This window comes from Nonomuraea sp. NPDC049480 (assembly GCF_044465905.1).
Lineage (GTDB): Bacteria > Actinomycetota > Actinomycetes > Streptosporangiales > Streptosporangiaceae > Nonomuraea.
The window spans coordinates 1-14,826 of record NZ_JBITMD010000016.1; the positions used below are offsets into that span (position 1 = coordinate 1).

Here is a 14,826-nt window from a genome sequence, read left to right on the forward strand (position 1 = left end):
GCCGGGCATCGGGTCGCCTTCGCCACCGCGGCCGAGTGGGTGGCCCGCCTGGCCGACGCGCACGCCGCCGGCAAGCTGCAGGATGAGCTGGTCAAGCTGGCCCGCATCCCGGTCCTGGTCGTGGACGAGGTGGGCTACATCCCGTTCGAGGCCGAGGCCGCCAACCTGTTCTTCCAGCTGGTCTCCAGCCGTTACGAGCGGGCCTCGCTGATCGTCACCAGCAACAAGCCATTCGGCCGCTGGGGTGAGGTGTTCGGCGACGACGTGGTCGCCGCCGCGATGATCGACCGCCTCGTCCACCACGCCGAGGTGATCTCGCTGAAGGGAGACAGCTACCGGCTGAAGAACCGCGACCTGGGCCGGGTTCCATCGGCCCGATCCGAGCACGAGCAGTAATCAACGACAACATGAGGGGGTCACGATTCAGACGTCGTCAGGGGGTCAAAATTCGGCCGTCGTTGACACCCGCTACCTCGACGAGATCACCTACCTGACCAAGCACCGCACCCGCATCGCCGCGGTGGTGCCCGCCGAGGCCGCCCGCACGCGCGTCCAACTGGCCAGCACCGTCGAACAGACGGCCGCCGAGGCCGAGCAGACCAGGCGCGCCTACGAACGGCTGCACCGGGCGGCCGATGCCGTGCTGGACGCCGACGAAGTGCTGTGGGTGCGCGCCTACCTGCGGTTGTGGGACCTGCTGCAGCAGATGGACGGCGCCTTTGAGGCCGCGCTCGAAGACGCCCTGGCCGCCGAACGCGACCGGCCTGACCCCGCTGGCGGCCACGACGACTCCGGCGACGATGAGGGGTGGGTGAGCGATGATGCCGCCTACTACGGCGACCCCTACCTGGGCGAGCTGCGCCGGCTGCGCCAAGACGAGCGGGATCGCGTCGATTTCGCCCGGCAGATCGACTACGAGGTGGAACAGCGCGTCCGCGACGACGAGCGCTACCCGGGCCGCGGCGAGGTGCTGGACTGGCACGCCTGGGCCACGCGGATCGAGGGGCTCGCCCATAAGATCGCCGCCGCCCGCGCCGCCGGCGCTGACCGGCCCCAGGTGTTCGGGGTGCGCAGCCGCCTGCGCGACGCCCTGGCCGAGGCCTGCGCCATGCTCGACGACCTGGAGGTCACCGCCCCCGCCGAGCCGCCCGCCGACGTCACCGACTACCTGGCGCGCGAGATCTGGACCGACGCCGCCAAGGTGCCGACCGGGCCGCTGATCGTCACCATCGCCGCCTTCGTCCGGGGCGCGCACCTGCCGGCCGAGGCGGTGCGATCGGCCCTCGGGGAGCTGCGCAAGGCGGGCAGGATCTCCTGCTACCGGTACTTCCGCGGCCAGCAGACCGAGATCGACCCCACCCGGCTGGTCCCTGAGGCCCAGTTCCACCTGGTCCTGCACGGCCAGATCGACGGGCTGGACCTCAGCCACATCCGACCGGCCATCATCGTCGACCTGTAGGGGTCCCAGTAGCAATGAAGAAATTTCCAACGAAGTAGCCTCTGACCTGCATAAACGGAGACGCTTGACCGTCTGTGGCAGGTGGTGATCACTGCCGCTACGTTCGTTCCGGTTTCGTCCGGTACGGCAGGTAGAGGTGGTGCGTTGTCCGAGAAGATGTTCTCCGAGGAGCAGTTGGAGCAGCTGCGCTCGTTCCTGGAGATCACCAGCGATGAGTTGATCAGGTATTTCACGCCGACGGCGGCGGACGTGGCGTTCGTGAGTCCCGGTGGGCGGGGGCCTGTTGATCGGCTGGGCATGCTGGTCCAGCTGTGCAGTCTGCCCTGGTTGGGGTTCGTGCCCGACGATGTGAGCGCGGCGGTGGCGCGGGTGGCCGAGCGGCTCGGGGTGACCGGGGCTGAGGAACCGGCGGACAGCCGTTATCGATGAGAACGATCTTGCTGGGGCGGACCCAGGGCAGAAGTGAGATACGGGTGGGATAGTTGGTGGTCAGCGGGCCGCGATCGCCGTGTAGGCGGTGGAGCGGCCGATTTTGAGGGTGCGGGCAGCCTCGGTGACCGAGATACCGTCGTCGACCAGGCGGCGTAGTGTGGCCAGCTCGGCGGGGCCGATGACGCGCGGCCGGCCGGTCTTCTTCTTGCCGGGGAGCATGGCACCGGTGGCTTCGCGTCGCTTGGCGGCGGCGATTCCCTCGGCTTGGCGCTCGGCGCGCAGCTCCAGCTCGTATTCCGCGGCTGCGGCCAGGACCGCGAATATGAAACGGCCCTCCTTGGTACCCAGATCAAAGTTCTCCGTCAGTGACACCACCGTGATGTCGCGGTCGCGCAGCTCGTTGACCGTGGTCAGCACGTGCCCCGCTGGGCGGCCCCAACCGGTCGGACTTCCAGAACTTCAGCGTGTCGCCCGCCCTGGGCATGCGGGGATCGTCGTGGAGACCGTCTCGACGCCCAGTACGACTGGCAGTCCGCCGGCCCGGGATGGCTCGGCAAACCTCAGCACCTGGAGATCTGGATCTTCCCTTCTGACGCCCCACTCGGCCAGAAAATCGAGGACGGCAGCGGCACCTATGACATGGATACGATCGTCACGACGCCGGAACGCCTTGCCAAGGTAGTGAACCAGCGTCCCAAGGAGTGGACGATCGGTGTCTACGACAAGCCGACCCAACAGTAACCAACGTTACTTTTGGCCGCCAATCACTCATAACGCGCGTGCGAGGAAGGCTTCGACTCGGCTGGGGACCGGCGCGACGATCGCTGCGCCCAAGATCACTATATGGATCCCTGCGGGGTCTACACTCCATCCTCGTCCACAACGGCGGAAGATGCGTCCTGGGGCAGGGCGCGCTTACGCACCTCCCGGGATCCGCAGGCGTCAATCACCTGATCCACCAGGTCCGGTGGCACGAACTCCATGATGGCTCCGAGCCCGAGCTGATCCAGCGGATGAGTCGGTGATCCGCGGGCCCGGACACTCGCGTCAGACGGCGCATCGGTGGCAGCATGACCAGACAACGGGGCCTCCCGCGCTTGTGGTCCTCTTCGTCGAGACCAGTCGCGCAGGAGACCCCGCCCTGCGTCAAGACGACAAAAGTTCGTTAACTTACCGGTGTTGGGACAAGCCGGTGCCTCACAGTCCTCTGCACAGATCCCCGAAAGCCCAGGACATCCGTGCAGACGACTCGGAAAGTGACACCCAGGCGTAGATGCGCTCACCCTTGGAGCCGTCACCGGCCGAGCGGCTGTCAGCTCGAGACCGCATTGGCTGGCAGGTTGTTGCCTCGGGTCCGGAAGGTGGCACGGTATGCCGTGGGAGTCGCGCCGACGCGGCGGCGGAACTGTGCGCGCAGCCCGGTCGGATCGGTGAAACCGCAGGCGGTGGCGATCTGGTCGATGCTGTCGTCGGTGTTCTCCAGCAGCTCGCACGCGCGCGCGATCCGCTGATGGAGCAGCCACTGGTATGGGCTGGTGCCGGCGACGTCGGCGAACCTCCGGACGTACTGGCGGGCGCTCAGGTGGCATCGCGCGGCCTGGTCAGCGATGGTGATCTGCTGGTCAAGCCGACCGGTCATCCACTCCATCGACGCGCGGATCGGGTCGTCGCCTTCCACCGACTGGACCGCCTGCGGTAGGTACTGTGCCTGGCCGCCTTCGCGATGCGCTGGTACGACCAGGTGTCTCGCGATCGCGTTGGCGACGGTCGCACCGAACCGCGCACGGACCAGGTGCAGGCAGAGGTCGATGCCGGCCGCCGTCCCCGCCGAGGTGGCGATCGCGTCGCGGTCCACGTAAAGCACCGCGGGATCGAGGTGTACGTGGGGAAAGCGGCGCGCGAACGCCGGAGCGTGCCGCCAGTGCGTGGTGGCCGGTTCGCCGTCCAGCAGGCCGGCCGCGGCGACCACGAAGGCGCCGGTGCACAGCGCCACGACGGTAGCGCCGGCGTGCGCGGCAGCGCGTACGGCTTCGACCATGCTCGCCGGCACGTCCTCGGCCGGGTCCCGCCAACCAGCGACCACCAAGAGATCGGCCGGCGTCAGCTCCGGCAGCGACCGGGCCGGCAGACGCCAGCCGTGCTCGGTCCGCAGCTCACCCGGCTCACCGGACACCAGCACGACCTCGCACCGGTCGGCCAGCTCCGCCGCGCCGAAGACAGCCTGCGGGATGGACAACTCGAAGGTCGGCGCATCGTCGTACGCGAGCACGGCAACGGTGATCATGTCCCAAATCATACGACAGAGGTCATAACTGCCACTTACCGGCAAGCATGCCTTCCACCGACGATGCATGCCATGACTGAACTCGCCGACCACTGGGACGGCCGCGGTGCCGGCTATTTCAACACCGCGTCCTACGGCCTGCCGCCACGTGCGGCGGTTACCGCCGCGACCGGCTGGATCGAGCAGTGGACCTATGGTGCCGCGCCGCTTGGCAACTGGTTGGGCGCCACCGAGCAAGCGCGAACCTCGTTCGCCGCGCTGGTGGGCGTGGACCCGGCGGACGTGGCCACCGGCACGTCGGTGTCGCAACTGGCCAGTATCGTGGCCGCCGCTCTGCCTGAACGTAGCACTGTGATCGCCAGTGAGGACGAGTTCAGCTCGCTGCTGTTTCCCTTTCTCAGCCAGGCCGACCGCGGCGTGAAGGTCGACCTGGTCCGCCGGGACCTGCTCGCCGAGACCATCACCGAGCGCGGTGACGCGGTCGTTTTCAGCCTTGTGCACTCCGCCGACGGCGCGCTCGCCGACCACGCCGCGATCCGTACGGCCGCAGCCGGCCGCGGCGCGTTGACCATCGTCGACGCGGCGCAGGCGTGCGGCTGGCTGGACGCTGACTACGCCGGCTTCGACTTCGTGGTGTGCCCAGCCTTCAAATGGCTCTATTCACCGCGCGGTACGGCGTTTCTGACCGTACGGCCAGACCTGCTGGACCGGCTGCGACCCAGCGGCGCGGGCTGGTGGTCCAGCCCGTCCGCCAGCCATTTCTTCGGCGGTCCACTCGATCTCGATCCGGCCGCTCGCCGGCTGGACGTGAGCCCGGTATGGAACTCCTGGGGCGCCACCGCGGCCGCCCTGGACACGGTGCTGGATCTCGGGGCCGACCGGATCGCCGACCACGTGCTGGATCTCGCCGGCCGGTTACGGCGGTGGCTCGACCTGCCGCCGGGCAGTACGCCGATCGTCTGCGTCCCCCGGCCCGATGCGGCGGACCTGCTGCAGGCGGCCGGCCTGGCGGTGTCCCGTACACCGTCCGGCGCGCGGCTGGCCATCGGGCCCTACACCACCGTCTCCGACCTCGACCGTGTACTGGAGGCCCTTCGTGTCCGCTGATTTCGCCAGTCAACTCGCTTCGGTGTGCGCCGTCGTCGTGACGCCGATGGCCACCGACGGGTCGATCGATCTCGACTCGGTACGCCGGCTGGCGCGACACGTCGATGGTGGCCGCGCCGGCACCATCACCGTTGGCGGCAGCGTCGGAGAGTTTCTCGCTCTGACAGCACAAGAACGTCTCGATGTCGTCGCCGCGACCATGGAGACCGTCGGCAAGCCGGTTATCGCCTCGGTCGGTGGCGCGGTCGACGCGGCGATCCAGGAGGCGAAGGCAGCGGCAGCGTACGGTGCCGCCGCCGTCATGATTCACCAGCCCACCAATCCGTTCGCGTCGGTGGCCGGTTGGGTTGCCTACCACCGTGCGATCGCGAGCGCCATTTCTCCGCTGCCGGTGGTGCTGTATCTGCGTGATCCCGCAGTCGGTCCGCCTGCGGTCGCCGAGTTGGTCGCCGCCTGTCCGAACGTGGTGGGAATCAAGCACTCGGTGCCTGATCCGACCGCGCTGGCCGCTCACGCCGTCCTCGACCAGGTGGTCTGGTTGTGCGGTCTGGCTGAGAAATGGGCGGCGTACGCGTGGCAGGCCGGCGCCACCGGCTTCACCTCCGGCCTCATCGCGGTCGACGACACCATTCCGATGGCGCTTTATGACGCCCTGCGGACCGGCGACCTGGCCGCGTCACGGGCCGCCGTCCGACGGGCCACCGCGTTCGAGAACCTGCGGTCGGCAAGGGGAGGCGCGCCCAGTGTCGGTGTGGTAAAGACCGCGCTCGCTCAGCTCGGCGTGATCGCCAGCGCGACCGTACGACCACCGCTGGAACCGTTGCCGCCGGCCGAAACGGAGCAGGTCGCGGCCATGAACCTCGGTTAGCGCCAAGGTCATATCGGGTGTTTGGGGAAGAACTTTGGGTTGCGGTGCCAGCCGCCCGCCAGTGTTTTGTACGCAACGGCTCGGAATATCGGTACGGTCCCGGGCCGAGTTGCCAGAGTCTTGTACTCTTCACACAGACATGATCACGGGCGGCTGCTCTTGTTGTGCACAATCGCCATCACAAGATCGCATTGACCAGCGGCGCATCATCCCAGCTCAGCTAGCGAATGGCGGCTGCCGTACTTGGTAGGGTTCGCCCAAGCGAATCGCCCGCTCGCTGGTTTCGGCAGGCCCATACAACGCCGACCACATGATCACTTGGAGAGCGAACAGCTCCACCCCCGACCACCAGGAACCCTAAGGCGGGGTTCGCCCTCGCCGCCGCAGGCCGGCCCGCTGCCCTTCTCCGACGACGCCTTCGACGACGTCGTTGCGTCCCTGGTGCTGCACTATCTGGAGGACTGGGGACCGACGCTGGCCGAGCTGCGACGCGTGCTGAGGCCTGGTGGCAGGCTCCTCGTCTCGGTTGATCATCCGTTCGGCATCGCTCTCTTTCAGCACATGGCCGGGGAAGAGCTTAAGTGCCTGTTTTCAAGCCTCTCGTAGATGATCAGTACTGGACACGCTGCGTATCAAGTTCGGACGTATTGATAGTTCCGAAGCGCCGACACCACGGCGAATGACGCGGATCAGCTCGCGCTATCCGCGGCATGCGCGGACGGGTTGTCCTTGCGAAAACCATTGGTGCCCGGCTTGCTCCGATGATGGACTGACGTCCCGCCGTGAGTCTGCCGCGTGACGGAGGTAGTGGTTGTGACGGATTATGACGTGCTTGCCGAGGTGTATGAATGGCTCATCTCGGATGCAAAGTTGCCTCCAGCCGAGTTCGCTGCGTCGTTCGATGACGTCCTCAGTCTCCTGCCGTCGAACGCTCACGTCCTCGACTGTTCGTGCGGAACCGGACAGTTGGCGGTTGGCCTCGCCGGTCGTGGCATGCAGGTTGTTGCAACTGACGCCAGCGAAGCGATGGTTCGTCGGACTGCAGAGTTGTCTGAGGAGTTCGGGGCATCCGTCCGGGCCATGCGGGCGAACTGGGAAGAGTTGCCCGACCATTTCGAGGACGACACGTTCGACATGGTGTTCTGCGTTGGCAACTCGCTTCACCATGCCGCGGGCGCGACAGGCAGGGGTGCTGCTCTGGAGTCGATGTCACGGCTTCTGCGCCCTGGCGGGCGCTTGGTGCTCACATCCCGCACTTGGGAACTCGTGAGGGCCAGAGGTTCCCGGCTGGACATCAGTGACCGACTCGTCCGCCGGAACGGTCGCGATGCCGTCGTGGTCTACCGCTGGGAGATTGCGCCGCGTTGGGAGGAGGAGCACCACATCGAGATTGCGATCGCGCAAGTTGATGCGACTGGGCTGGTTCTTGTCCGCTCGGAACTGCTGTCCTGCTGGCCCTACCGGTACGAGGAACTCGAAGTCGAGCTGCACCGGGTCGGACTCCGGACGGAAGTGAGCACGTTCGATCTTGAGGCCGAGAACTATATGGTGGTCGCGAGCAAGGTATAGACACCGGGCTCTCAGTCCCCGGTCGGACCGCGCTGTTGCTCGCAGGACGCTTGCGCCCTCTCATCGGTGCGGGTCAAGCGGTCAACGCAACGCCTTGTAAGTACTTCGAGACCCGCAGCCGGACCGAAGAATGGGCTCAGGGCGGGCAGGCCGTCCAGATGAGGTTCTGGGACCGGCCGCTGCACGCGATGACCGAAGCCTTCACCGCCGCGGGCTTTCGCGTCAGCGTCATCAGCGAACCGCCGTTCGTGCCGGAAGCCCGCGAACTGTTCCGCGAGGAGCTCAGCAGGATCCCCGGCACGAGGTTCCTGAGCTTCCTGTTTTTCGTTCTCGAAGCCAATTAGGTGCACACAGCAATGATCAATTGCCATGGTTAGCGCTTCAGCGTGCGATTCCCGCCAACTGAAGCGCTAAGTCACACGCGGTGTTCCGTAAGGGGATCCCCCACCGGAACACCCGCCAGCCGAGACAGCGCCCCAGGTCAGGGTGTTCCGTATAGGGGTGCCGTTAACCAACGTGTCATAGGCCGCCAAACCTCGAAGATCCCTAGCCTGACCTTCTGTAATGCCGAAGGGCCCAGCGCGGATCTATGGGCATGGAACGTCCGCCTCTTGGCATGGATGAACTCATCGAGCACTGGACTGTGCTGAGCGATGAGGCCGGGAGCAATGATCGAAACCTGTGGATCTGCAGGGAAGGGGTGTACCTTCCCGGATCATCCGATGATGGTTTCGAGATAAGGCCGACGCGCCAACGTCGGTCGGGAAGGCACACCCGTGCCGCTTACCGTAGTGCCCGAGCCGCCGGCTGACGACAGCAACTCCGCATCCGTCTGCTCTTCGTCGCTGATTGATCAGATCGTCCGCGATGGCGCCCGTAAGATGCTCGCCGCCGCGCTCCAAGCCGAGGTCGAGGCCTACATCGCCGCCTTCGCCGACGAACGCGACGAGAACGGCCGCCGCCTGGTCGTGCGCAATGGCTACCACGCCCCGCGCGAGATTCTCACCGCGGCCGGTGCGATCGAGGTCAGGCCCCGCGGGTCAACGACAAGCGCATCGACGAGAGCACGGGCGAGCGCAAGCGGTTCTCCTCGGCGATCCTGCCGGCCTGGGCGCGCAAGAGCCCGTCGATCGGCGAGGTGCTGCCGCTGCTGTATCTGCATGGCCTGTCCAGCGGCGACTTCGTCCCGGCGCTGGGGCAGTTCCTCGGCTCGAGTTCGGGCCTGTCGGCGTCGGTCATCACGCGTCTCACCGAGCAGTGGAAGGGCGAGCAGCGCGCCTTCGCCGGCCGCGATCTGTCTGGGGTGGACTACGTCTACCTGTGGGTGGACGGCATCCACGTCAACATCCGGCTGGAGGAGCACAAGCTGTGCCTGCTGGTGATGATCGGCGTGCGCGCGGACGGCCGCAAGGAGCTCGTGGCGCTGTCCGACGGCTACCGCGAGTCGAGCGAGTCATGGGCCGACCTGCTGCGTGATGCCAAGCGGCGGGGCATGCGCGCCCCGGTGCTCGCGGTCGGGGACGGCGCGCTCGGCTTCTGGTCGGCGTTGCGGGAGGTGTTTCCGCAGGCCAAGGAGCAAAGGTGCTGGTTTCACAAGATCGCTAATGTGCTGGGGGCGCTACCGAAGTCGGCTCATCCGGCGGCCAAGAAGCATCTGGCCGAGATCTGGAACGCCGAAGACAAGGAGCACGCCGAGGCTGCGGTGAAGGACTTCCAGGCCGCCTACGGTGCCAAGTATCCCAAGGCCGTCGCCAAGGTCACCGATGACCTGGAGGAACTGCTGGTCTTCTACGACTTCCCGGCCGAGCACTGGGTGCATCTGCGCACGACCAATCCGATCGAGTCGACCTTCGCCACCGTTCGCCACCGCACCAAGGTCACCAAAGGGCCGGGCTCCCGCGCCGCCGGGCTGGCCATGGCCTTCAAGCTGATCGAGTCGGCCCAGGCCCGCTGGCGCGCGGTCAACGCGCCTCATCTTGTTGCCCTGGTCCGCGCCGGCGCGAAGTTCCGCAAGGGCAGGCTCATCGAGCGGCCCGATGGATCACCGGTCACCGACAAGCAGTCGATAGCCGCCTAAAGATCTTGATCCACAGGTATTGACGATTGCCTGCGCCACGAGGCGCTTTGCTATATCCCCTGTCCAGCAGGGAGAGATTGGAGGTGTATCTCTGGGCCTAATGACTTACCGGAGCCCGAAAGGGTGAAAGGGAAAACAGCATGTCAGGAAACCAGCGGTCGCGTCCAGACGTATGGGGCGAGGCGCTGGGAAGGCCCGCGTGATATGGCGAAAGCTGGATTGCCTGAACCCCAATCTCCAGAAGGCGCAATCAAACGCCCGTCGGAAAGACGTCTGAAACCGGCGCCATCTCGTGCGGCGAGTTGAGCAATTGCTCGCTGCAACCTCCCGGGATGGAGCGATGTCCAGCCAGGGCATTCAAGGAGATGAGTGGGGCGCCTACGTCACGCTCGATACGTATAGCAAGGACGAACGTGGGATCGCCTACGGGGCGCGAGCTCTATGGCGACACAGTGCCCGTAGTAGTCGCAGGGGTCACGACCTGCCGGGGAGGACGGGAAGGCCGTCCACAGGGCGAAGGGGCACAGGTGATCGGACACCAACTGACCAGGAGGTATGCGAAATGCAAAACGCCGAAACGGTGCTGGGTGTCCTCCACGATCGCGGCAGGAAAGGTCTGCCGTGTAACGAGCTGTATCGACAACTGTTCAACAAGGAGTTGTATCTGCTGGCATACGGCCGCATCTACGCCAACCACGGCGCGATGACACCCGGGGCCAGCCAGGAAACCGCGGACGGCATGTCCGAGGAGAAACTCGACGCCATCATTGAGGCGATGCGCCACGAACGCTATCGGTTTACTCCTGCCCGGCGGACCTACATCCCGAAAAGAAATGGGAAGCTGCGTCCACTGGGGCTGCCGACCTGGTCGGACAAACTCGTCGGTGAAGTAGTACGCCTGCTACTGGAGGCATACTACGAGCCACAGTTCTCCGACCACTCACACGGCTACCGGCCGAGAAGGGGCTGCCACACCGCATTGCGGCAGATCGAGCGGACCTGGACCGGCACGGTCTGGTTCATCGAGGGGGACATCTCCGACTGCTTCGGATCTCTTGATCACAACATCATGATCAAGATTCTCGCGGAAAAGATCCACGATGGCCGGTTCCTGCGGCTGATACGCAACATGTTAACGGCCAGATACCTGGAGGATTGGACCTGGAACGCCACGCTGTCGGGCGCGCCACAAGGCGGGGTGGTCTCACCCGTCCTGTCCAATATCTACCTGCACAAGCTGGACGAGTTTGTCGAGACGGTTCTCATCCCGCAGCACTCCCGTGGAGAGTGCCGACGACCCAACCCCGCCTATGAGGAGACACGTCATCCTCTGCGGCAAGCACAGCGGCGTGGCGACCGGGCAAATGCCCGGGAACTGCGCAGGAGGCGGCGTGATCTGCCCAGCCGGGACCCCTGCGATCCCGGCTATCGGCGGCTGCGCTACTCCCGCTACGCCGATGATCATCTGTTGGGTCTCATCGGAACCAAGGCCGAAGCCGAGGAAATCAAAGATCAGTTGGCGGCGTTCCTGCGTGAAGAACTCAACCTGGAACTGTCGCCGGACAAGACGCTGATCACACATGCCCGGACCCGGGCGGCGCGCTACCTCGGCTATGAGATCATCACGCAGTGCAACAACACCCGTCTGACCAAGGGCCGCAGGTCAGTCAACGGGATCATCGCGCTGCGAGTACCACGCGATGTGATCAAGGCCAAATGCGCCCCCTACCTGCGACGCGGCAAACCGTGGCACCGCAGCGGCATGCAGAACCTCGACGACTACGACATCGTCAAGGCCTACGGCGCCGAATACCGGGGCATCGTCCAGTACTACCTGCTCGCCATCGACGTCTGGCGGTTGAACCGGCTCTGCTGGATCGCACGGACATCGATGCTCAAGACGCTGGCGGCAAAGCACCAGTCCTCGGTGACGAAGATGGCGGCCAGATACACGGCCAAGATCCAAACCCCCTACGGGCTGCGCACCTGCTTCGAAGCCCGCGTCGAACGCGCCGGCAAGCAGCCACTGGTCGCACGGTTCGGCGGGATACCCCTGACACGGAACAAGGACGCCAAGCTCAACGATCGCGTCCCTGCCCCGATCCGGCGCCCTCGCAAGGAGTTGGCCGCCCGGCTCCTCAAGCGGCGGTGTGAACTGTGCGGCGACGCGGCCAAGGTGATGGTCCACCAAGTCCGCAAGCTCGCACGGCTCCCCGGCCCGGGACAAGACCAGCCCGCCTGGGCGGCTCTCATGATCAAGAAGCGGCGCAAGACCCTTGTGGTCTGCCGCCTTTGTCATGAGGCCATCCACCACGGGCAACCCGCCGCGAACGCGGCGTAGATCGCTGGAGAGCCACGTGCTGGGAAACTAGCCCGCGTGGTTCGGAGGGAGGCCGCGCCGGAAAAGGACCTGAACACCAGGCACCTCGCCGCGCGGCCCACCCTGTTCTGCCCGATGCCGCGGTGAGGCCGAGCCGTGTTGTAGTGCTCCAGATAGCGGGTGAGGGTTCGGCGTAGATGGTGCTCGTTGAGGATGAGCATGTGGTCGAGGAGTTCGCGGCGTAGGGTGCCGATAATCCTTTCGCAATGTGCGTTCGCTTTCGGGGCCTGTGGTGGACTCTCGATGACCCGCAGCCCGGCGTCGGCGAAGACCGCGTCGAAGGCATCGGTGAACTGACCGCCACGGTCACGGATCAGGAACTTCGGCTTCGTCATGTCGGTGTCGGCGTTCATCAGGAAGTTACGAGCGGCCTGAGCAGTCCACGGGCCAGTGGGGTTGGCTGTGACGCCGAGCAGGTGGGCACGACGGCTGCCATGTTCGAGCATGATCAGGGCATACAAGCGTGTGAGGTTGACGGTGTCCACGTGCAGGAAGTCGACGGCGACGATGTGCTCGGCCTGGGCGGTCAGGAACTGCTTCCATGTCGGCCCGCTGCGGCGCGGAGCGGGGTCGACTCCGGCCCGGTTCAGGATGTTCCACACGGTAGAAGCCGAGATCTTGTGGCCGAGGCGGGTCAGTTCACCGTGGATGCGCCGGTGGCCCCAGCGGGGATTGTCCGCGGCGATGCGCAGGATGAGGGCTTTGACCACAGCCGCGGTGGGTGGCCGTCCGGGACGGCGACGATTGCTGTAGTCCCACTTCTTCGCCACGAGCTTGCGGTGCCAGGCCAGCAACGTGGCCGGTCTGATCGGGAAGATTTCCGCCCCTCGGGAGCGGGGTATCAGGTGCGAGAGCGCAGCCAACCACAGGCGATCGGCTGGCTCGTAACGCACCCGCGGGACCTGACGGCGCAGGACCGCGTTCTGATGCCGAAGCACCAGCAGTTCCGCCTCCTTGGAGACGCTCCTCCGTAGCAGCAGCGCGGGCAAAGACAACAGACGCCGGGTGACGGCGTACACCATAGACAAGATCACGAAACATGATCCCAGGCGATCCGGACCAGCCATTCGGCGCCCCTGAGCCCTTCCGCTCACCGGACGAAGGCCTCTGCGCTAGAACTGATTCGAGTTCTTGAGCCCAACAAGATTGATGGACATCTGGTCAACGCTATGTGGTCAACCTGAGTGAAGTCTTAGAGTAAGCCCAGGTGAAGGCATAGATGGCGTCCTCTGACGGGTTTTTCGCCATCTACGCCCCCGCATCGGCCGGTCGGCTCACTTCTTCGTCGTCGGCGGCGACTTCTTCTTCGGAGGGCTGTTCTTGCGGCCGCTCGCCGGTGGCTTCTTCGGCTCCTTGGTCACCTTCACGGGCGGCGGGTCCGGCATGACGATCTTGTACGGATCGTTGTACGCGCGCTGGACGTAGTCGGTGAAGTAGGCGCCCATGCCCACCGGCACCCGGAGCCCGGCGATGGTCGCGGCCAGGGCCGAGGGGGTCTCGGTCTGGCCGGTGAACTTGGCCGCGTACTGGCCCTTCCACTGCCCGATGTACCCGGCCGTGTGCTTGGTCTTGACCGCGTTCACCATGCGCTCTCGCTTGGTCGGGCCGACGCTGTTCTTGTAGATCAGGTCCGCGAGGGTCGGCTCGTAGAACAGCAGCAGCGTCGTTCCGTCGTTCTCATCGAGCACCTCGCTGCGGGACTCCGACTTCTTCAGCGCGAGCGGCCAGGCCACGTCGTGCATGTCCTCGCTCTCGACCTCCACCAGCTCCTTGGCGAGGGTGAAGGTGGCGCAGTCGAGGAGACCCTTCGCGGCCTGCATCTCGATCGCGCGCAGGCACGCGTGCTGGCTGGCGTTGCAGAGCTCGAAGAGGAGGTGTTTGAAGTACTGCCAGTAACCGCCGCCGGTGTACTTCGCGACGATGGAGTCCTCCGGGAGGTTCTGCGCGAGGTCGATCGTGTGGAGGATGCTGTTGTAGAAGGACTTGGGCCAGGTCGGGTCGTCGGCGTGCTCGAGTTCGTTGAATCCGACGCGGTCGATGATCACGATGCACGTGCTGTCCGGCACCTTGGAGATGGCGAGGAGCAACTCGTCGGAGAGCTGATCCTGCTTCGCGAGCCCTTTGCGGTGCTCGGCCACGGCGGCGGCCCAGCTTTCCGGCTTGCCCGCGGCGACCTGCCTGAGCAGTTTGCGGAACATGGGCATCGTGCGGATCTTCTTCAGCGCCTGAAAGAGGTAGTCCCGCTGCATGTGTTCCGCGCTCTGCGCGTCGTGGGTCACCAACGCGATGGAGGGCTCGTCGCCGCCTGAGGCGATGATGATCGGATCAGGCCCACCCATCGACGACGGCGCCTTCTTCTTGACGGAAGACGCTTTCTGCGGAGCCGGGTCTTTTGTCCTGCTCTTCTTGGTCGGGGTGAGTGAGGTGGTGGTATTGCTGTTCTTACGCTTGATCGGCCGGATGATGACCTCGGTTTCTTCGGTGTCCTCCTCCTTCTTCTCCTTTCCCTTCTTCTCCTTGGGCTCCGTCTTGGTGTTCTGCACGGTCTGCCGGCGCTTCAAGCGCTTGAACTTCTTGGCCCCCGGTTCCGACTCCTGCTCCTCGGACAGACCTTTCAAGATGTCGTCTTCGAGCGAACTTGAGCTCATCG

The 14,826-nt window shown here is 65.5% G+C and carries 12 protein-coding genes and 3 pseudogenes; 10 read left to right on the forward strand and 5 right to left on the reverse strand.

Annotated elements, in window-relative coordinates; translation table 11 throughout:
* The 3 genes from ACIBX3_RS36810 to ACIBX3_RS36820 form a co-directional block, all read left to right on the forward strand.
* The coding region (locus tag ACIBX3_RS36810) for an ATP-binding protein (protein ID WP_397125148.1) at positions 1–396 on the forward strand (396 nt) is incomplete at its 5' end.
* Positions 397–520: 124 nt separating this feature from the next.
* Positions 521–1,459 carry a hypothetical protein gene (locus ACIBX3_RS36815; RefSeq protein ID WP_397125149.1) on the forward strand — a complete coding sequence of 313 codons (939 nt, stop codon included), beginning with the start codon at positions 521–523 and terminating at the stop codon, positions 1,457–1,459.
* Between the two features lie 144 nt (positions 1,460–1,603).
* Positions 1,604–1,888 (forward strand): DUF4158 domain-containing protein, encoded by a 285-nt coding sequence (locus tag ACIBX3_RS36820; protein ID WP_397125150.1) that lies wholly within the window; start codon positions 1,604–1,606, stop codon positions 1,886–1,888.
* 60 nt (positions 1,889–1,948) lie between these two features.
* On the opposite strand, the gene ACIBX3_RS36825 is transcribed toward ACIBX3_RS36820, so the two are convergent.
* The 3 genes and pseudogenes from ACIBX3_RS36825 to ACIBX3_RS36835 all read right to left on the reverse strand — a co-directional run bounded on the left by ACIBX3_RS36825 (position 1,949) and on the right by ACIBX3_RS36835 (position 4,175).
* Positions 1,949–2,110: a helix-turn-helix domain-containing protein gene (locus ACIBX3_RS36825; RefSeq protein WP_397125372.1), complete on the reverse strand. Its 162-nt coding sequence runs from the start codon at positions 2,108–2,110 to the stop codon at positions 1,949–1,951.
* 24 nt (positions 2,111–2,134) lie between these two features.
* Positions 2,135–2,317: pseudogene (locus tag ACIBX3_RS36830) on the reverse strand (recombinase family protein); the annotation flags it as partial.
* A gap of 886 nt (positions 2,318–3,203) precedes the next feature.
* Entirely contained in the window at positions 3,204–4,175 is a 972-nt protein-coding gene (locus ACIBX3_RS36835) for a GlxA family transcriptional regulator (RefSeq protein ID WP_397125151.1), read from the reverse strand.
* Between the two features lie 72 nt (positions 4,176–4,247).
* Between ACIBX3_RS36835 and ACIBX3_RS36840 the strand changes: the two genes are divergently transcribed.
* The 7 genes and pseudogenes from ACIBX3_RS36840 to ACIBX3_RS36870 all read left to right on the forward strand — a co-directional run bounded on the left by ACIBX3_RS36840 (position 4,248) and on the right by ACIBX3_RS36870 (position 12,137).
* Positions 4,248–5,282, forward strand: coding sequence for an aminotransferase class V-fold PLP-dependent enzyme (locus tag ACIBX3_RS36840; RefSeq protein WP_397125152.1), 1,035 nt, complete (start codon positions 4,248–4,250; stop codon positions 5,280–5,282).
* Positions 5,272–6,150 (forward strand): dihydrodipicolinate synthase family protein, encoded by an 879-nt coding sequence (locus tag ACIBX3_RS36845; RefSeq protein WP_397125153.1) that lies wholly within the window; start codon positions 5,272–5,274, stop codon positions 6,148–6,150. Before ACIBX3_RS36840 ends, ACIBX3_RS36845 begins: the two co-directional genes overlap by 11 nt.
* A 387-nt stretch (positions 6,151–6,537) precedes the next feature.
* Positions 6,538–6,690, forward strand: a pseudogene (locus ACIBX3_RS36850) (class I SAM-dependent methyltransferase); the annotation flags it as partial.
* Positions 6,691–6,945: 255 nt separating this feature from the next.
* Positions 6,946–7,719: a class I SAM-dependent methyltransferase gene (locus ACIBX3_RS36855; protein WP_397125154.1), complete on the forward strand. Its 774-nt coding sequence runs from the start codon at positions 6,946–6,948 to the stop codon at positions 7,717–7,719.
* 50 nt (positions 7,720–7,769) lie between these two features.
* Positions 7,770–8,063: a hypothetical protein gene (locus tag ACIBX3_RS36860; RefSeq protein WP_397125155.1), complete on the forward strand. Its 294-nt coding sequence runs from the start codon at positions 7,770–7,772 to the stop codon at positions 8,061–8,063.
* A 447-nt stretch (positions 8,064–8,510) separates the two neighbouring features.
* Positions 8,511–9,796: pseudogene (locus tag ACIBX3_RS36865) on the forward strand (IS256 family transposase).
* Positions 9,797–10,358: 562 nt separating this feature from the next.
* Positions 10,359–12,137 (forward strand): reverse transcriptase domain-containing protein, encoded by a 1,779-nt coding sequence (locus ACIBX3_RS36870; RefSeq protein WP_397125156.1) that lies wholly within the window; start codon positions 10,359–10,361, stop codon positions 12,135–12,137.
* Here ACIBX3_RS36870 and ACIBX3_RS36875 read toward each other — a convergent pair.
* Both ACIBX3_RS36875 and ACIBX3_RS36880 read right to left on the reverse strand, forming a co-directional pair.
* Positions 12,092–13,198 (reverse strand): transposase, encoded by a 1,107-nt coding sequence (locus ACIBX3_RS36875; RefSeq protein ID WP_397125157.1) that lies wholly within the window; start codon positions 13,196–13,198, stop codon positions 12,092–12,094. The genes ACIBX3_RS36870 and ACIBX3_RS36875 overlap by 46 nt on opposite strands.
* A gap of 252 nt (positions 13,199–13,450) precedes the next feature.
* Positions 13,451–14,824, reverse strand: a complete 1,374-nt coding sequence (locus ACIBX3_RS36880; protein ID WP_397125158.1) for a hypothetical protein — start codon at positions 14,822–14,824, stop codon at positions 13,451–13,453.
* Between the last annotated feature and the right edge of the window lie 2 nt (positions 14,825–14,826).

Excerpts from the sequence above, each read along its gene's own strand:
- ACIBX3_RS36835 (WP_397125151.1), bottom strand. The coding sequence starts at position 4,175 with ATGATCACCGTTGCCGTGCTCGCGTACGACGATGCGCCGACCTTCGAG.
- ACIBX3_RS36870 (WP_397125156.1), top strand. The coding sequence starts at position 10,359 with ATGCAAAACGCCGAAACGGTGCTGGGTGTCCTCCACGATCGCGGCAGG.
- ACIBX3_RS36825 (WP_397125372.1), bottom strand. The coding sequence starts at position 2,110 with ATGCTCCCCGGCAAGAAGAAGACCGGCCGGCCGCGCGTCATCGGCCCC.
- ACIBX3_RS36880 (WP_397125158.1), bottom strand. The coding sequence starts at position 14,824 with ATGAGCTCAAGTTCGCTCGAAGACGACATCTTGAAAGGTCTGTCCGAG.
- ACIBX3_RS36840 (WP_397125152.1), top strand. The coding sequence starts at position 4,248 with ATGACTGAACTCGCCGACCACTGGGACGGCCGCGGTGCCGGCTATTTC.
- ACIBX3_RS36875 (WP_397125157.1), bottom strand. The coding sequence starts at position 13,198 with ATGGTGTACGCCGTCACCCGGCGTCTGTTGTCTTTGCCCGCGCTGCTG.